This window comes from Alcaligenes nematophilus, from assembly GCF_026344155.1.
GTDB classification, from domain to species: domain Bacteria; phylum Pseudomonadota; class Gammaproteobacteria; order Burkholderiales; family Burkholderiaceae_B; genus Alcaligenes; species Alcaligenes phenolicus.
In genome coordinates, this window is record NZ_JAPKMZ010000004.1 from 373,380 (window position 1) to 391,640 (window position 18,261).

The 18,261-nt window shown below is 55.9% G+C and carries 15 protein-coding genes; 4 read left to right on the plus strand and 11 right to left on the minus strand.

Annotated elements, in window-relative coordinates; genetic code table 11:
- Nucleotides 1-10 precede the first annotated feature (10 nt).
- The 3 genes from coaBC to rlmF all read left to right on the plus strand — a co-directional run bounded on the left by coaBC (nt 11) and on the right by rlmF (nt 2,862).
- A complete protein-coding gene (gene coaBC / locus OSH04_RS12960; protein ID WP_266108623.1) occupies nt 11-1,195 on the plus strand; it encodes a bifunctional phosphopantothenoylcysteine decarboxylase/phosphopantothenate--cysteine ligase CoaBC in 1,185 nt (394 codons plus the stop codon).
- A 73-nt stretch (nt 1,196-1,268) separates the two neighbouring features.
- Nucleotides 1,269-1,730, plus strand: coding sequence for a dUTP diphosphatase (gene dut, locus OSH04_RS12965; protein WP_042487854.1), 462 nt, complete (start codon nt 1,269-1,271; stop codon nt 1,728-1,730).
- Nucleotides 1,731-1,866: 136 nt separating this feature from the next.
- Nucleotides 1,867-2,862 carry a 23S rRNA (adenine(1618)-N(6))-methyltransferase RlmF gene (rlmF, locus tag OSH04_RS12970; RefSeq protein WP_266108624.1) on the plus strand — a complete coding sequence of 332 codons (996 nt, stop codon included), beginning with the start codon at nt 1,867-1,869 and terminating at the stop codon, nt 2,860-2,862.
- A 118-nt stretch (nt 2,863-2,980) separates the two neighbouring features.
- Here the strand turns inward: rlmF and OSH04_RS12975 are convergent, their stop codons facing one another.
- Together OSH04_RS12975 and OSH04_RS12980 are read right to left on the minus strand one after the other, a co-directional pair.
- Nucleotides 2,981-3,625, minus strand: a complete 645-nt coding sequence (locus OSH04_RS12975; protein WP_266108625.1) for a DJ-1/PfpI family protein — start codon at nt 3,623-3,625, stop codon at nt 2,981-2,983.
- 32 nt (nt 3,626-3,657) lie between these two features.
- Nucleotides 3,658-3,813 carry an SDR family oxidoreductase gene (locus tag OSH04_RS12980; RefSeq protein WP_407066160.1) on the minus strand — a complete coding sequence of 52 codons (156 nt, stop codon included), beginning with the start codon at nt 3,811-3,813 and terminating at the stop codon, nt 3,658-3,660.
- 893 nt (nt 3,814-4,706) lie between these two features.
- Here OSH04_RS12980 and OSH04_RS12985 point away from each other — a divergent pair.
- Nucleotides 4,707-5,636 (plus strand): S1 family peptidase, encoded by a 930-nt coding sequence (locus tag OSH04_RS12985; RefSeq protein WP_266108626.1) that lies wholly within the window; start codon nt 4,707-4,709, stop codon nt 5,634-5,636.
- Nucleotides 5,637-5,791: 155 nt separating this feature from the next.
- Here the strand turns inward: OSH04_RS12985 and OSH04_RS12990 are convergent, their stop codons facing one another.
- From OSH04_RS12990 to OSH04_RS13030, 9 genes are all read right to left on the minus strand, one after another.
- Nucleotides 5,792-6,529 carry an ABC transporter ATP-binding protein gene (locus OSH04_RS12990; protein ID WP_266108628.1) on the minus strand — a complete coding sequence of 246 codons (738 nt, stop codon included), beginning with the start codon at nt 6,527-6,529 and terminating at the stop codon, nt 5,792-5,794.
- The gene (locus OSH04_RS12995) at nt 6,526-7,362 is read right to left on the minus strand and encodes an ABC transporter ATP-binding protein (RefSeq protein WP_266108629.1); all 837 of its coding nucleotides are present in this window, start codon (nt 7,360-7,362) and stop codon (nt 6,526-6,528) included. The genes OSH04_RS12990 and OSH04_RS12995 overlap by 4 nt, the downstream gene beginning before the upstream one ends.
- The gene (locus tag OSH04_RS13000; protein ID WP_021446748.1) at nt 7,359-8,465 is read right to left on the minus strand and encodes an ABC transporter permease subunit; all 1,107 of its coding nucleotides are present in this window, start codon (nt 8,463-8,465) and stop codon (nt 7,359-7,361) included. The genes OSH04_RS12995 and OSH04_RS13000 overlap by 4 nt, the downstream gene beginning before the upstream one ends.
- The gene (locus OSH04_RS13005; RefSeq protein ID WP_021446749.1) at nt 8,462-9,394 is read right to left on the minus strand and encodes a branched-chain amino acid ABC transporter permease; all 933 of its coding nucleotides are present in this window, start codon (nt 9,392-9,394) and stop codon (nt 8,462-8,464) included. The genes OSH04_RS13000 and OSH04_RS13005 overlap by 4 nt, the downstream gene beginning before the upstream one ends.
- A gap of 128 nt (nt 9,395-9,522) precedes the next feature.
- Nucleotides 9,523-10,680, minus strand: coding sequence for a branched-chain amino acid ABC transporter substrate-binding protein (locus OSH04_RS13010; RefSeq protein ID WP_009455707.1), 1,158 nt, complete (start codon nt 10,678-10,680; stop codon nt 9,523-9,525).
- Between the two features lie 129 nt (nt 10,681-10,809).
- Complete coding sequence (putA, locus tag OSH04_RS13015; RefSeq protein WP_266108630.1) at nt 10,810-14,583, minus strand: trifunctional transcriptional regulator/proline dehydrogenase/L-glutamate gamma-semialdehyde dehydrogenase; 3,774 nt, start codon at nt 14,581-14,583, stop codon at nt 10,810-10,812.
- A 111-nt stretch (nt 14,584-14,694) separates the two neighbouring features.
- Nucleotides 14,695-15,309, minus strand: coding sequence for a PqiC family protein (locus OSH04_RS13020; RefSeq protein ID WP_009455706.1), 615 nt, complete (start codon nt 15,307-15,309; stop codon nt 14,695-14,697).
- A complete protein-coding gene (locus OSH04_RS13025) occupies nt 15,306-16,958 on the minus strand; it encodes a PqiB family protein (RefSeq protein ID WP_115635109.1) in 1,653 nt (550 codons plus the stop codon). The genes OSH04_RS13020 and OSH04_RS13025 overlap by 4 nt, the downstream gene beginning before the upstream one ends.
- 10 nt (nt 16,959-16,968) lie before the next feature.
- Nucleotides 16,969-18,258 carry a paraquat-inducible protein A gene (locus OSH04_RS13030; protein ID WP_031232230.1) on the minus strand — a complete coding sequence of 430 codons (1,290 nt, stop codon included), beginning with the start codon at nt 18,256-18,258 and terminating at the stop codon, nt 16,969-16,971.
- Nucleotides 18,259-18,261: the final 3 nt, after the last annotated feature.

The following is an 18,261-nucleotide window of genomic DNA, read 5'->3' on the forward strand; positions in this document are numbered from 1 at the left end:
ATCATGTCCTATGCTTAGCAATAAAAAACTGGTGTTTGGCATCACCGGCGGCATCGCTGCTTATAAAACCGCCGAACTCTTGCGTCGCAGCCAGGACCTGGGTGCCCGGATTGATGTCGTCATGACCGAATCGGCCACGCGCTTCATCAGCCCGGTCACCTTTCAGGCCTTGTCGGGCCGTACCGTCTACACCGATTTGTGGGATGCGCGTGTTCCCAACAATATGGCCCACATCCAGCTTAGCCGGGATGCGGACGCCATCCTGATCGCCCCCGCCAGCACCAACTTCATGGCCAAGCTGGCCAACGGTCTGGTCGACGACTTGCTCAGCACCCTTTGCGTAGCCCGTGGGCACTGCCCCCTGCTGATCGCCCCAGCCATGAACCGGGAAATGTGGCTGCACCCGGCCACCCAGCGCAATGTCGAACAACTGCGCCGTGACGGTGTACACATTCTTGGCCCCGGCAGCGGCGACCAAGCCTGTGGTGAAACCGGCGATGGCCGCATGCTGGAACCTGCCCAATTGCTGGCAGAGCTCACGTCCTTCTTTCAGCCCAAGCTGTTGGCGGGCAAACGCGTCCTGATCACCGCTGGCCCGACCAGCGAGCCGATTGACCCAGTGCGCGTCATCAGCAACCGTTCCTCCGGCAAGATGGGCTACGCCATTGCCCGTGCGGCTCAAGAAGCGGGAGCACAAGTAACTTTGGTCTCCGGCCCCGTTGCACTGGAAACGCCCTATCAGGTGCGTCGCATCAATGTAGAAACCGCCCGTCAGATGCACGCCACTGTCATGTCCCAAGTGGATGATGCCGATATTTTTATCAGCGTTGCAGCGGTAGCGGACTGGTACGTCAGCAATGCCAGCGACATCAAGATCAAGAAGACGTCCGAACAAGCCACGCCGGACCTGCAATTCAGCCCCAACCCCGACATTCTGGCCGAGGTTGCCGCCCTGAAGAACGGTCCTTTCTGTGTAGGCTTTGCCGCCGAGACAGACAACTTGATCGAGCACGCCCAAGCCAAGCGTCAACGCAAGAACGTACCCTTGCTGGTCGCCAACCTGGCCCAGCGCGCCATGAACGCCGACGACACCGAACTGGTGCTGTTTGACGAGCAAGGCCATATGCAATGGCCCGCCCAGGATAAACTGCTGGCCGCACGCCAGCTGGTGCAAGACATCGCCCAGCGGCTTTAATCCCTTTTCTCTTTTATGATGACGGGCAGCGCTAAAGCAGGTGCGCTGCCTCTTTTTTTTCAGGATACCGTCTATGCACCGCCGTATTGAAGCCCGCATCGTCAATGACTTGTTGGGCACCACGATTGAAGCCCCCAGCTACGCCACGGACGGCTCGGCCGCCATGGACCTGCGCGCCTGCCTGAGCGAAGCCGTTACCCTGCCCGCAGGCGGCCGTACGCTGGTTAAAACCGGCCTGGCCATCAATATGATGGACCCTGGCCTGGTGGCCATCGTCGCCTCGCGTTCGGGCCTGTCGCTGAAGCACGGCGTGCGTGTTGCCCAAGGCATTGGTGTCATTGATGCCGACTACCACGGCGAGATCGGTGTGATCCTGGCGAATGACAGCGATCAGGACTACGTGATCCAACCCGGCGAACGTATCGCCCAGCTGATGTTCCAGCCAGTGGTGCAAGTAGCGCTGCAGTTTGTGAACGAGTTCTCTACCGAGACCGAGCGCGGTACAGGTGGTTTTGGTAGCACGGGCAAGAACTAAGCATTAAAGCTAGGGAAAGATGCGATGCAAAATGCCTTGGTGCAGCAGGTATCGCTCCTTCCTTAGTCCTGACACTTTGCTTTAAAAGCGTACTAGCGCCACGACTCAGACTTACCCAGGCCAATTTCGGATTTCAATGCCCTCTCCCAAAAAAGGTAATTCCAACACTGAATTACCCACTTCAAACAAAACGGCGGCTCAGCTTCACCCGCGTAACCGCCATCAGGGCCATTACGACTTTGACGCTCTCATCAAAGAGACGCCCGAACTGGCATCTTTCGTTTTCTTGAATCCGTACGGTGATCAAAGCATCAATTTCGCAGATCCGAATGCCGTCAAAACTTTGAATCGCGCCCTGCTCAAAAGCTTTTACGGCATAGCGCATTGGGATATTCCGGCCAATTACCTCTGCCCTCCCATTCCAGGCCGTGCCGATTACGTGCACTATCTGGCCGATCTGCTGGCCAATAGCAATAAGGGAGCTATTCCCCGTGATGAGGCAGTACGCGTCCTGGATATTGGCGTGGGCGCAAATGCGATCTACCCATTGATTGGTAATACCGAATATGGGTGGCAGTTTCTAGGATCGGACATAGACGCCGATGCGCTGACTTCTGCACGAAGCATTATTCATGGGAATCCTGGCTTGTCGACTGCAATCAAGTTACGCCAGCAGAAATCGCCCAGACACATCTTCAAAGGCTTGTTGGGCGCAAACGATTACTTTGACCTGACGCTATGCAACCCGCCCTTCCATTCGTCGCAGGAAGAGGCAGCAAGCGGCAGTCAACGTAAATGGCGTGGTTTGGGCAAGGCTGCACCCAAGCACAATGCTCCTGTGCTGAACTTTGGTGGGCAGAATACGGAGTTGTGGTGTGAAGGTGGCGAGGCGCTTTTCATCCGCCGCATGATCGAAGAAAGCGTGACCGTAGGCGGGCAAGTGCTTTGGTTCAGTACCTTGGTGTCCAAAGCGTCGAATGTACCCGGTGTGTTGAATGCCTTAAAGAAGGCCAAGGCGATTAAGGTCAAAACCGTAGAAATGACGCAGGGACAAAAACAAAGCCGCTTCGTGGCCTGGACTTTTCTGGACGCTGCGGCACAAGAGGCTTGGCGCAAGGAGCGCTGGAAGTAGGCGCGTATCAAGTCGGGATGCTCGATACGCTGATGGCATGAGCTGCAATCAGCTACCGACGCCAAGACCCCGACTTCTAAACCCTTCACCAAACAACTATTCCCAGCGAGTATCGGCCCTAGCGCGCAAACGGATCAATCGTCGGATCACTGTTCCAGACATACTCGGTCCAATGCGCGATGCTTTCGGCTTGCTCACGGTTGTAAAGCTTCTCGACCAGAGCCAAAGCCATATCCGTCCCCGCCGATACCCCCGAGGACGTGACGTACTTGCCATCAAACACCCATCGGGCCTGCTTTTGCCAAAGCACATCCCCATCCTGAGCCACCGCAAAATCAAAGGCCAGCTTGTTGGACGTAGCCCGACGCTGCTTCAGAACACCCGCCTTGGCCAATAAAGCCGCCCCCGTACACACCGACACCGTCCACTGCGTTGCCTTGTCCTGCTTTTGAATGAAAGCCAGCATGGCAGGGTTATTAATTTCACTACGCGTTCCCATGCCTCCAGGAACCATCAGAATGTCGAACTGCGGAGCCGTCTCGAAACTATAAGCGGCCTGTGTCTCTATCCCCTGCGACGAGCAAACCAGCCCACCTTGCTGAGACACCATGACCATCTCGTACTCCGGCATCCCACCCCACATTTCGACAGGCCCGAATACATCGAGGGTTTCAAACTGATCAAACAGCACAATGCCGATTTGTTTTTTTGTTGTGTTACCTACTGTGCTGTTCGATGTAGCCGACGCTGCCTTACTGCTCATGGTGTGCCCCTTCATGGTTGAAACTTAATAACTTAGATCGTAGCTCGTACCAAACCACCATCAATAGATAAATTCTGACCCACGATAAAACCTGCGGCCTCGCTGCACAAGAAGGCGCATGCAGCACCAAACTCAGCAGGCGTTCCAACTCGCCCTGCAGGTACTGAGGCAATGAACGTCTCTGCCACAGGCCCCAGCTCCCGCAAGCGATCCGTCATGATGGTGCCTGACAACCCAGTATGAATTTACTCCACCACTGCCAGAAAAGTTTGTTCTAACGCAGCTTGCCAATGATAGGTCTCCAACTAAGCAAAAGGCATAGACAAGGGCCCACCCGCACTGGTATATCCGTGCAAGCGGCAACTACGACTTGCTGTCTGCTCCCTGAGAAAGGTCTGCGGCAATCCATTTAGCTACGACACTAGTCGATGCCTCAATCTGCTTGGCGGCCTCTTGTAGCTTGTGATCAGTGCGCGATCACAGGGTGACCTACACGCCTTCAGCGGCTAGTGCCTGAACACAAGCCAAGCCTAAACCACTCATTGCTCCACAGATCAAGGCTTCTCATCAAGTAATCTCTAAATCCATTTTTTGTCCGTGACGGGTTTAAACAACGGAGTCCTTCGCATAGGTAGCATTCTGAACTCGCTGCCTTTTTGGATGGCGCAGGTTAGCTTTATCGAAATAGCAACCTGTGTAGTTGCTATGGTAAAGGCTTGCAGCCCCCAGAACCCGCTTAAAACTTCTAACTGCTATTCGAACCGCATATATCTACCAACTAGTAGCTACCTCTATAAAAAATAAAACATTCTCTAATGCCACCGAAACATCAAAATACCCTCTTTAAAGGCTTTTAAAATCTCTCTGTAATTTCTGAATATTTAAATCAAAAAAACAACGAACGATTCAGTTTTCTATTTACTCGACGTCGAGACACATTTTTTTGTTACTATTTTTCCTACTTTCAGTTCGACGCAGCCATTGAAGAAAGAAAAATTCGCAGACTTCAGTACAGAACCTGTAAAGGCTTACAGTGAGCCTTTTTACCTGATACTTAAATGGATTGAGGATATACCACTATATGGGTGAAGCTAAAAGACGGGGAAATTATGCTACGCGTGTCGCGCTTGCGATCAAAAAAACGGCATCCCCTCATCTGAAAAGGCGTGAAGATGCACAGGAAGGGATATCCAATGTCACTTATTCAGTCATTGCGGAATCTGGACATAAACTCTCTACTTGTAATGCTGTTATGCCTATAGTGCTCAAGAGCCCGGATGAAAAAGAACTAAGTGTTATTGGTACAGGTTTTTTTGTTGGTCCAGATATAGTGCTTACCGCACGTCATATTTTTGAGGGCCAAGACCCTAGGAGAATGGCATGCCTTCAAATACAAACTGTGAGCGGTCAATACATTTTCCGTCAGTTCAGACAAGTAATTCCGCATGAGAAATCAGACATAATGCTCTGCGAACTCCATCCTATGAGGAATGGAATACACAACATAGATCTACTAAATTACGCTTTTCCCATTGGTGGTCCAGTTCCCTTGCTCGAGACTAAACTGACTACTTACGCCTATCCTGACGTGTCTGTTCGTCGCTACAAGGATGAGCTACACATGAGTATCGCCCCACACCACTACGACGGTAAAGTCTTGGATATTTTCCCAAAACAGCGGGATAGCGCTATGCTCAATTTTCCATGCCTGCGAACCTCAATTCATTTGCATGGCGGTGCCAGTGGAGGACCTGTAGTTAATCCATCCACCGGGGTAGTGGTAGGAGTCAATACTTCGAGCTTTCAAGGAGCTACGGACGAATCATACGTTGCGCTAATTCATCCGATTCTGGATATGCCAATTCACAACGTCCAATATATAGGTGGTATTTCGGTGGCTACTACGCTACGTGAACTTTCTTTGCGTGGATCAGCAAGAGTAGTGCCTGAAAATATATTGATCCAAGCCAAGGCCACTGCGACTAGAAGCAACGAGGTCACGGCTACGTAACGTAATACGGTGACCATGCTGCTGTATCAGGCCGCTTTGGTTCGAAAGCAGACACCGACACGTTAATCTGCGCTACTTAACAAGACTCAGCACAAAAAACAAAAAAGCCAATCAACCCAAAGCTGATTGGCTTTTTCTCTAACTCTGAGTCTTACCTACGCAGCAAAATCCTCTTCCCCCAGATACGCCGCCCTCACCTTCGGATCGTGCAGTAATTGCGCAGCCGGGCCTTCCAGGATAATCCGCCCCGACTCCATCACATATCCCCGATCCCCCAGTTCTAGCGCCAGTCGCGCATTCTGCTCAATCAGCAAAATCGTCACGCCTTCTTTAGCAATCGTCTGGATCAGTTCAAAAATCCGTTCAACCATAATCGGCGCCAAGCCCATGGACGGCTCATCCAGCAGCAACAATGAAGGCCGGGAAATCATCGCCCGTCCCATTGCCACCATCTGTTGCTCCCCGCCAGACAAAGTCCCTGCCGATTGTTTTTTACGCTCGGCCAGACGCGGGAACAGGGTATAGATACGCTCGACATCCTGGCGGACTTCGTGGTGGTCCTTGCGGGTATACGCCCCCATGGCCAGATTCTCTTCAATCGTCAGCTGCGGAAAAATCCCCCGCCCTTCCGGCACCATGACCACGCCACGTCTCACCAACTGATGCGACGGCAAGCCGACGATGCTTTCGCCTTGATGTTCGATCTGCCCTGCAGCGGCAGGCACAAGGCCTGTGATGGCTCTCAACGTGGTGCTTTTACCGGCGCCGTTCGCACCGATCAAGCAAACCAGTTCACCCTTACCCACCCGCAGGTCCAGGCCGCGTACCGCCCGGATGCCGCCATAAGCTACATCCAGACCCCGAATATCCAGCATTAACGGTTCTGTGCTCATGCCTTTTCCTCTTCAACGGTAATGCCCAGCTCTTTGGCTGCACCTGCGCCCAGATACGCTTCGATCACGCGTGGGTTATGTTGGACTTCGACGGGTTTGCCTTCGGCCAGTACCTTGCCGTACTCCAGCACCAGAACCCGGTCGCACAGGCCCATGACCAGCTTCATATCGTGTTCGATCAGCAGGACGGTAATGCCGTCGCCACGGATTTTTTCTATCAGCTGACGCAGCACTACGGTCTCGGACGGGTTCATGCCGGCGGCAGGTTCGTCCAGGGCCAGCAGCATAGGATCGGTTGCCAGCGCTCGGGCGATTTCCAGGCGGCGTTGGTCGCCGTAGGACAGGGAACGCGCAATCTCGTTGGCGTGCTGGGCAATGCCTACGTAATCCAGCAGCTCGTAGGCGCGGGCCTCGATCTGTTCTTCTTCCTGACGAGTAGCGCGGTTACGCAGCACCGCCCCCAACACGCCTGCACGGGTGCGTACGTGGCGGCCAATCATTACGTTTTCCAGGGCAGACAAGCTGCCGAACAGACGGATGTTCTGGAAGGTACGAGCAAAGCCGGATTCAGCGATTTGATGGGGTTTGCAATCGGTCAGGTTGCGGCCTGCAAAGGTGCAACGCCCCGACTCGGGGATGTACAAGCCTGTCATCACGTTGAACAGCGTAGTTTTACCTGCGCCGTTCGGGCCGATCAGACCGTAAATGTCACCCTTGCGAATGCTGAAGCTGACTTCGGACAAGGCCTGCAAACCGCCGAAGCGTTTGGACAAGCCTTCTGCCTGCAACAGCACCTCGCCGGCTTTTACTTGTTGGTTCATGGTCAGACTCATGCTTGCACCTGCTTCATTTTGCGTTCACGACGGCGCACTGCAGAGGGCCACAGGCCTTCGGGGCGATAGATCATGACCAGTACCAGGGCAAAGCCGAACAACAGCATACGGATGCCATCCGGGTCCAGAATCACGTCACCAAACACGCTTTGCTGCAGAGGTACGACGACGGAGCGCAGCAGTTCGGGGAAGACAGATAGCAGCAAAGCGCCAACGATCACGCCGGGGATATGGCCCATACCACCCAGCACCACCATGCACAGCACGGAAATGGACTCGGTCAGGCTGAAACTCTCCGGGCTAACGAAGCCTTGCATGGAGGCAAACAAGCCACCGGCCACACCACCAAACGTTGCACCCATGGCAAAGGCCAGCAGTTTGACGTTACGGGTATTGATCCCCATGGCCTTGGCGGCGATTTCATCTTCGCGGATCGCTTCCCAGGCACGGCCAATGCGGGAATGCTGCAGGCGTACGCAGATGAACACAATCAGCAGCGTGATCAGCAGGAGAAGGTAATAGTATTTTTCTGGCCCGGTTATCCGTATGCCAAAGAGGGTTTCCGCCTTGCCGAAGATGAAGTCGCCAATCTTGAAGGTATCAACCCGGTTGATCCCTTGCGGACCGTTGGTGATGTTGACCGGCGCATCCAGGTTGTTCATGAAGATGCGGATAATCTCACCGAAGCCCAGGGTCACAATGGCCAGGTAGTCGCCTCGCAAGCGCAGGACTGGAAAGCCCAGCAGCACACCGAATACGGCGGCCAGAGCAATACCGGCTGGCAGCACCATCCAGAACGGCAGGTGCAGACCAAAATGCGGCGATGCCAACATAGCCCAGACATAAGCCCCTACGGCATAGAAAGCGATATAACCCAAGTCCAGCAGACCGGCAAAACCCACCACGATGTTCAGGCCCAGAGCCAGCATCACGTACAGCAAGGCAAAGTTCAGGGTGCGGATCCAGCTTTGTCCCGCCATGCCCAGCACGAAGGGCAGAATAGCCAGCACCACACCAATCAGCAGCGCACCGACCCAGACTTTAGCGGGCGTTGCGGGGCGCTGTTTGGAGCCAGCGCCACTTAATGTTTGATTCAGACTCATGCGCGATCTCCCACACGTTCACCCAACAGGCCCGAGGGACGGAAAATCAGCACCAAGATCAGCACGATAAAAGAGAACACATCCTGATAGTTACTGCCAAAGACCCCATTAGTCAGGTCGCCGATATAGCCTGCGCCCAGAGCTTCGATCAAGCCCAGCAACAAGCCACCCAGCATGGCGCCACCCAAATTACCAATGCCACCCAGAACGGCGGCGGTAAATGCTTTGAGACCCAGCATGAAGCCCATCGTGTATTGGGCGACGCCGTAGTAAGTCACGATCATCACGCCTGCGACGGCGGCCAGGGCCGAGCCGATCACAAAGGCAGCGGAGATCACGGTATTGATGTTCACCCCCATCAAGCCAGCTACTTCGCGGTTCTGGGCGGTTGCACGCATGGCGGTGCCCAGACGGGTGCGGTGCACCAGCACCATCAGGCCGGACATGATCGCAGCGGCACCACCGATAATCAGAATTTGCAGCAAGCTGATGCGCGCGTCGCCCAGCTGGAACACCATGGGTTCAATAATGTGCGGGAAGCTCAGGTAATTGCGCCCCCAGATCATCATGGCCAGATTCTGCACAATAAAGGACACACCAATAGCAGTGATCAGTGCAGCCAAACGAGGCGCACGACGCAAGGGACGATACGCATAACGCTCGGCAGTCCAGCCTATGCCCATGCAGACGGGGATAGCGGCCAAGAGGGCCAGCCCCACCATCAACCAGGCGGACAGGCCTGCTGGGTCCGCGCCGACCAGCGATAACACCACTGTCGTGGCCAGCATCGCCCCAACCATGACTACATCACCATGCGCAAAATTAATCAGGCCAATAATTCCATACACCATGGTGTAGCCCAGCGCCACCAAGGCGTAGACACTGCCCACGGTCAGGCCATTTATTAGTTGTTGTATCAGGATTTCCATAGATTGGGACTCGTGGTCATTGCTCCCTGCCCCGGCGCACGGCGATAGAACAGGGAGCGTGGGCCTGCCAAACACAGGCCACGGTAAAGATGAGCCCCGAAGGGCTCAAACTGCAGGATCAAGCGTGCTTAGTTGGCCTGACTGACCATGGTTTTCACCATCGTCCACTTGCCATCTTTAACTTCGTAGATGGTGACGGCGATTTCTTTCAGGTCGCCGTTCTGGTCGTAGGCAATGTTGCTGCTGGTGGCGCCGTTGCGTTTCAATGCGGCCAGTTTGGGCAGGTAGTCTTCTGCCTTGGAAGAACCGGCTTCCTTCATGGCGGTGATCATGTTCCAGGCGCCGTCGTAGGCATACGGAGCGTAAACACCGGGTTCCGCCTTGAAGCGTGCCTGGTAGTCCTTGGCAAACTTCTCGCCAGCCGCCATGGTGGACAGAGGAACACCTGCCAGGGAGGCGTAGGTGCCGTCAGCGGCTGCACCGGCCAGACGCAGGAAGGTGTCGCTGCGTGTCATTTCACCCGAAACCAGCGGTGCCTTGATGTCCAGCGTCTGCATCTGACGCTTCATGGGACCGGACTGCGCATCGAGACCACCAAAGAAGATGGCATCGGGTGCCTTGGACTTGATGTTGGTCAGAATGGAGGTGAAGTCGTTGGCTTTGTCCGTGGTGTATTCACGGGCCACGATCTGGCCACCTGCTTTTTCTACCGCACGGGCAACCTGGTCAGTCAGACCCTGGCCGTAAGCGGTACGGTCGTCGATCAGTGCCACTTTCTTGGCTGCCAGATCCTTGACGATGAACTGACCCACAGCGGCACCTTGCTGGGTGTCGCTGGTCATCATGCGGAAGGTGTTGTCGTAACCTTGCTGGGTGTACTCAGGCGAGGTTGCCATGGCGATCTGGGGGATGCCCGCGTCGTTGTACACACGCGAAGCAGGAATCGTGGTGCCCGAGTTGAAGTGGCCCAATACGCCATCCACACCGTCATCCACAATTTGCTGAGCCACCTGAACCGCCGTACGCGGGTCAGCCTGGTCATCCTTGGCCACCAGTTCAAAACGGGCGGTTGCGCCATCAATTTCAATTTTCTGGGCATTGGCTTCTTCCAGAGCCAGCACCAGACCATTGCGCATGTCTTCACCGTAGTGAGCCTGCGGGCCGGTCAAGGGGGCGGAAAAGCCCAGCTTGATTACCTTGTCAGCGGCAAAAGCAGGACTCGCTGCCAATGCACCAAAAACCGCGGTCGAAACCAAGGCCAATTTAAAGCTCGTGATGGACTGCATATTGTTCTCCTTCGTTTTTTAATATAGCCGCGCTACATGTCGGCCCGTGCCGTGAGAATGAACGCAGGGCCGCCGCTCCAGGTGAAATGTGCGACCAAACGTGTGCATAGAAATGGGTGCCATCTGATGTCAACCGACCATCATCAAACTGGCATTGCCCCCAGCTGCCGCTGTATTGGTACTGACCGAGACTTCGCGCAACAAACGCTCGACGAGGTAAGTCGCGCCCCCCTCCAATTCCTGCGTCAACAGCCCTTGAACCCCAACAATGGGGCCACGGCGTTCAGCCACTTGTCCCAATACGTGCCGGAGTTCGTCGCTGTCGCCTTCAAACAAAACAGCATCATAATCTGCCTCACCCAAATCGGACATGGCAATTTGCTCGGCAGGCGCGTCCTGCCAGCCCCCCAGACCCAAACGGTCCAGCAAGATGGCCTGGTTACCGCTGCGTGCGCAGGCCTCGCGCTGAGCTTGCCAGCCGTGCACGCTAACAGGCATGCACAGAACGCGACCTCGTGGGTGCAACTGATAAATATTGGACTCGCCCGTCGGACCAGGCAAGACCGTGCCCTGCTCCTGCCAAGCTTGCAAAGGCAGGTTCTGCGGGCAACGGCTAAGCAGTCGGCGCAAATACAAGGGGCCGCCTGCTTTGGGGCCTGTACCCGACAAGCCCTCACCACCGAAAGGCTGTACGCCCACCACCGCGCCCACCATATTGCGGTTCACATAAACGTTACCAGCGTGAATGCGCGAAACGACACGCTCTACGGTTTCATCCAGACGGGTGTGCACGCCAAAAGTCAGACCGTAACCGCGTTCGTTGATCTGATTGATCAGGCTGTCCAGCTCGCTGCGCTTGAAACGCATCACGTGCAGAACGGGACCGAAAATTTCGCGTTCCAGATCCTTGACCTGCTCGATCTCGATAATGGTCGGCAAGACAAAGGTACCTGTCAGGCTGCGGCTTTGTTCACTTTGCGTGATACGGAAACCAGCCTCGCGCATGGCGCTGATGTGCTCTTCGATACCGGAGCGGGCTTCTTCATCAATCACCGGACCTACATCCGTGCTGAGCAGATCGGGATTGCCCACGCTCAGCTCCTGCATGGCACCGTTGAGCATGTTCAGCACACGCTCGGCCACATCTTCCTGGATGCACAGCAGCCGCAAGGCGGAACAACGCTGGCCTGCCGAGTCGAAAGCAGAATTCAGCACATCAAACACCACCTGCTCAGGCAAGGCCGAGCTGTCGACCACCATGGCATTCAAGCCACCAGTTTCTGCAATCAGCGGGACGGCCTGACCGTCTGCCGTCAGGCGTTTAGCCAATTGACGATTCAAGCCCATGGCAACGGCGGTCGAGCCGGTAAACATCACAGCATTAACCTTCTCACTGGCCGCCAAAGGCGCGCCCACGGATGGGCCATCACCAGGCAGGAGCTGCAAGGCGCCGGGAGCAATCCCGGCCTTGTGCAGCAGCTCGACAGCCGCCGCCGCAATCAGGCAGGTTTGTTCAGCAGGCTTGGCCAGGACGACGTTGCCTGCAGCCAGAGCCGCCGAGACCTGACCCACGAAAATAGCCAAGGGGAAGTTCCAGGGGCTGATGCACAGCACCACACCGACGGGACGATATTCGTCATTATCAAAGTCACGCAGAACCTGTCCGGCGTAATAACGCAGGAAGTCCACGGCTTCACGCACTTCGGCAATCGCATTCGCATAGGACTTGCCAGCTTCACGCACCAGCAGGCCCATCAAGTCCTGCATATTGTCTTCAAGCAGTTGGGCGGCTTGCTGCAGGGCAGCGGCACGCTCTTCTACCGGCGTAGCCTGCCAGATTGGTGCATAGTGGCTGGCGGCTTCCAAAGCCTGCTCCACATCCTGTGCAGTGGCAAACATGACCTGCCCCACTACATCCTGATGATTAGCTGGATTACGCACAATCGTTGCCTTGGACTCGTCCCAGACCGGATTGCCCTGCCCCAGGATAGGCTGAGCCTGACGTGGCAAGGCAGCGGTTTGCATCAAGGTAGCGGCCAAAGAACCCAGGCGGTGCTCGTTGCTTAAATCCAGGCCAGCAGAGTTCAAGCGCTGCTCCGCATCCCAGTACAACTGGCGCGGCAACGGAATCTTGTCATGTGGACGCCCCAAGGGTTGCAGGCTCAGGGCCTGAGCCACGGGGTCGGCAATCAGCTGCTCCATGTTCACATCGGCGTCGCCAATCTGATTCACGAAAGAGGTGTTGGCACCGTTTTCCAGGAGACGACGCACCAGATACGCCAGCAAGGTTTCGTGAGAACCAACGGGTGCATAGATACGGCAAGGACGGTTCAGCTTGCCGTCCTTGATCGGGCCGACTACCTCGTCGTACAGGTCCTCGCCCATGCCGTGCAGGCACTGGAACTCATATTGGCCGGTGTAGTAGTTCTGGCCAGCCATCACATAAATAGCAGCCAGGGTTTGCGCATTGTGTGTCGCAAACTGCGGGTAGACGGCTTCTGGGGCCTGCAAAAGCTTGCGAGCGCAAGCCAGGTAAGACACATCCGTGTGCACCTTGCGGGTGTAGACGGGGTAGTCTTCCAGACCATCAACCTGGGCACGTTTGATTTCCGAATCCCAGTAGGCGCCTTTCACCAAGCGCAGCATCAAGCGGTGACCGCTGCGGCGGGCCAGATCAATCAAGTAATCGATGACAAAGGGTGCCCGCTTTTGATAAGCCTGCACCACAAAGCCAATGCCGTTCCAACCTGCCAAAGACGGGTCAAAGCACAGCTTGTCCAGCAGATCCAGGGACACTTCCAGGCGGTCTGCTTCTTCGGCGTCAATATTCAAGCCCACATCGTAGTGATGCGCTAATTGTGCCAAGGACAACAAGCGCGGGAACAACTCCCGCATGACGCGATCACGCTGGGAACGGCTGTAGCGTGGGTGCAGCGCGGACAGCTTGATGGAAATGCCGGGGCCTTCGTAAATCCCACGACCCTGGCTGGCACGACCGATCGCGTGGATGGCCTGCTCGTAAGCCTGGTAGTAGCGCTGGGCGTCTTCCGCTGTCGTCGCGGCCTCGCCTAACATGTCGTAGGAATAACGGAAGCCCTGCTCTTCAAACTTGCGGCTATTGGCCAGTGCCGAGGCAATGGTTTGGCCAGTCACAAACTGTTCGCCCATCATGCGCATGGCAACGTCCACGCCTTTGCGGATCAAGGGCTCGCCACCCTTGCCAATCATGCGGGTCAAGGCGGAGGACAAATTCTTTTCACTATTTACACTGACCAGGCGCCCCGTCAGCATCAGGCCCCAGGTGGCGGCATTCACAAATAGCGAGGGGGACTCACCCATGTGTGCACGCCAGTCGCCGTGGCTGATTTTGTCGCGAATCAAGGCATCGCGTGTCGCGCGGTCAGGGATACGCAACAAGGCCTCGGCCAGACACATCAGGGCAACGCCTTCCTGGCTGGACAAGGAGAATTCCTGGATCAAGCCTTCTACGCCGCCACCACGGCGCTTGGCGCGCAAGGCTTTAACCAGACGAGCGGCCAACTCCTGGGCACGCGCACTTTGAGAAGAGCGCGCTGCACTTAACAGCAAGGGTAGACAGTCGGTTTCTGGACGGCGGTAGGCGGCGGTAATGGCAGCGCGCAACACACTTTGCGGTTGCACATCCTGCGCAAAACCGTAAAACGGGATGGAAGGCATGAGTACACCTTCTTCGGCAGCTTCGGAGTCCCCCCCGCTTAGCAGCGCCAATTCGCTGGGCAGCACACCGCGCTCGATTCCTTCGATATAAGACAGCAAGGCCTGCTTATGCAGCCAATGCGGGGTGCACTGCAACTGATCCGCCGCACGCCGCAGGCGCTCGCGCAGTTCTATATCGACTTTAATCCCTAAGGTTGTGCTCGCCATGCTTCTTATCCCGGTTACGCTTTGTTGACTGCGATAAGCCGAAATAATACTGACGGTTAACCCAAATTCGTATTCAGGTTAACCCGCACAGGAAAAAGTTAACCAAAAGGGTTAACTGACGCAGAGCATGGCTTTGCTCAGGTTAACCGGGACAGGTTTACCTTGCATTTGTGCGGCCAGTGCATCCGCCCAGCGCTGCTGCAATTGGCGATGCGCCTGCACCAGTTCTGGCACAGAGGACGCAGGCTCGGAGTCCAGCCAGCGGCATTGCTGGACTTTCCCCTCAAAGCCAACTGGCGTCAGTGTCCAGCTCAACTCCAAGGTAGCGCGTTCACCATAGACAGATTCGAAGCGCTGTACCAGCACATCGATCTGCCACAGCGGTGTTTTCGGAGCAGCGCTGGCCAACTGGGGAACGCCCAGGCGATCCTGCAAACCAGACGCCAAAGCCAGGGACATTTCATCAGGTAAAGGTGAGGCCCACTGGCTATCGTTGAGCAGGTTGACCTGCCCGCCCGCGGTCTGCGTCAGCACAAAGGATCGACGATCCAATTGAGCAGGCACATCCATGCGTCGCAACTGAAAGCCCTTCCACACTTGCGTGGAAGGAGCCGCAGCCGCCGGAGCGGCATTGGACGCTTGCAAGGTGTAGTAAGTGGGCGTGGTCGAGGCGCAAGCCGTCAGCAAACCGGCGAATGCCACGGGAATCAGAAAACGAGACATCATGGCGCAGGCTCCGGCAGCACGTCAGGGGAACGACCTCGCAGGACCGCCGAGGGCTGGCTTTGCAAGGTATCGCTTAAATCACGCAGGGATCGCAAGGAGCGTTTCAGTTCGCTCAGGGTTTGATCCACAGAGGTATTGAAGGAAGAATCCGAATCCAGCATGGCGCCCAGTTTCTGAACAGCGGCATCCATGGACTTGAGAGCGCCATTGAGCTGCGGCACCGTCGTCTTGTCCAGTTGCTTGAGCACCTGACCCAGCTCCGTGAGCCCGCTTTGCAGATTCTTGCCGATCTGATCGAACGGGATAGCAGCAATCTTGGTAACGATATCGCTGACCTGCTCCTGCAAACGATCAAAATCCCCGGCGATCACAGGCACCACCAAAGGTTTGGCGGTCTCGTCGAACTCGGCTTCAGGGGCCTTGTCGAAGAATTCCAAAGCAATGTACTGCTGGCCCGTAATCAGGCTGGCAGGACGCAATTGACCACGCAGACCACGCTCAACCATCGGTTTGAACAAGGCGCTCATTGGATCTTTCTCGTCCGGTCTAGCCTCCACCACCCGCTCGTACAGGCGACCAAAACGCTGCGGGTAGATACGTGCCTTCACCAGGGCAAAGAAGCGCTTGCGCTCAAAATCAAACTCCAGATCCACATCGTAGACCTGCCCCAGCTCCAGGCCCCGGAACTCCACCTTGGAGCCCGGCACCAGGCCACGCACGGACTGATGGAAATGGAAGCGCAATTCAACCGCGGGACCATCCGGCTCAGCCATCGCGCGCTCTTGTGTGGGGAACAGTTCGTATTGCGAATCGGCCTGAGCAACATCCGTAGGCTCGCCTTCCATCTGATCAAAGGCCAGACCTCCTGCCAAGGCAGAGACCAAGGAATGCGTACGCACATTAAATCCGGTGGAATCCAGCGACATATTGACGCCGCTGACGTTCCAGAAGCGCGAGCCCTGCGTCACGAATTTGTCGTTAGGAGCATCGACAAACACCTGCACACGCACCCCATTGCCTTCTTCGTTCAGTTCATAACTGCTGACTTGCCCAACCTGTATGCCCTTGTAGTACAAGGGCGAACCCAGATCCAGCGAGCCCAATTCAGGCGCAGTCAACACGTAACGCTTACCAGCACGGCCACTGGTTACTTCCGGCGGACTTTCCAGGCCCACAAAGTCCAGCTGCTCACCTTTTTTATTCACTTCAAAAGGCGCGTCCACACCGATATAAACACCCGACAACAAGGTGCCCAGACCGGATACCCCACTTAAACCCAAACGCGGGCGCACCACCCAGAACCGCGTGTCTTTTTGAGTAATGAACTCGGAGCCATCACGCTCCAGCTGCGCCGTAACCAAAACCCCTTTTCGATCCGGAGACACCTGAATGTCCGAAATCGTACCCACATCCACTTCGCGATAACGTAGCTTGGTTTGATCCACGGCCAAGCCCTCGGCTGAATCAAAGCTGATCGTGATACGCGGTCCGGTCAACATCCAGTTTCGCAGCACCAAAGACGCCCCCACCACGGCGGCGGCTATGGGCAAAATCCAGATCCAGGAGAATCGGGATCGCTTGGCAGGAATCAGTCTAGGCTGCGCGGGCTCGGTCTGACCGTCAGGCTGATTAGTTGTAGGATCGTGCACCTTGTTTCCTTCAGGAAGTCGCCTGTGAGGCAGGCGGAGACGGCGTAGTTTGCGGTTCTATTATTGGTTCTTCGTGGGTATCCTGGTCCCAGCCTTGGCGAGGGTCGTAGCTAAGCGCGGCCAGCATGGTCAAAACCACCACCATGCCAAAGCTCAAGGCCCCCGCCCCAGGAATAATCTGCGACAAGCCGGGGAAGTTGGCCAGTGCTGCCATCAGGACCACCACGAATACGTCCAGCATAGACCATTGCCCAATCAGCTCGACCATGTCGTAAATGCGATTGCGTTGACGCTGTACAGCATTGCCATGCCAACGACGCCCCAACAAAAGAATCATCAAAGCCAGCAGTTTGGTGATGGGGACCACAATACTGGCGATGAACACGATCAATGCCAAGTCCCAGGAACCCAGTTGCCAGAGTTCAATGACCCCACCCAGAATCGTATGCGCGCTACTGCCTAAAATGCTGCGCAGCTCCATGACAGGCAGGACATTGGCGGGAATATAGAACACGCAGGCCGTCAACACCAGAGCGGCCACCCGTGTGCGGCTATTGGGCTTGCGTTTATGCACAGTTGCACCACAACGGTCACAGTCCGGTTTCTGACTGGACTGCACAAAGCCACAGTGGGTACAGGCACTCCAGGTTGGATGCTCTTTCAAGACCTGCCGGGTCGAAACCGGCACCAGATCGCGATCCTCTGCCCAGCGCCACAAGCGCCCCGCCGTAATACGGCTCAAGCCGGTCAGCAGGAAGGTCAGAGCAAAAAAGGCGTACAGACCTGGCGCAATCGTCAAATGCCCGATCCCGGCAAATTTCACCATGGCCACAATCAAGCCCAGGAACAGCACAGCCGTCATGGACCAATGCTCCAGATGGCTCAAAGCACGCAGCCCAATACCGAAATCGCCCGGCAAGGGCTTTTCCCTGGCAATCAGGCCCAAGGCCCAGAATTGGAAAATCAGTTGAAACAGCGGCAGCCAGAAACCCACCAACCCCGCCATGACGGACAAGCCCCAATACCCCTGCTGCCAGATCAGCAACAGGGCTTTGGGAAACGTGGGCGACACTGTTTTACCCGCCATGCTCAGATAGACGACGGGAAACAGATTGGCAATCAGAAAAAGGATAAAAACCGCCAAGACCAGCGCTTGCCATTCACGTGGTGAAAAGCGGCTGTGGCGGTAAAGTTCAGTATCGCAACGCACACAACGAGCGAGCCCCGCTCCTTGAACGGGGACTCGCTCGTGTACGGTGTCACAGTGCGTACAGACGATTAAGGGGCGCGATGCCCTCACGGC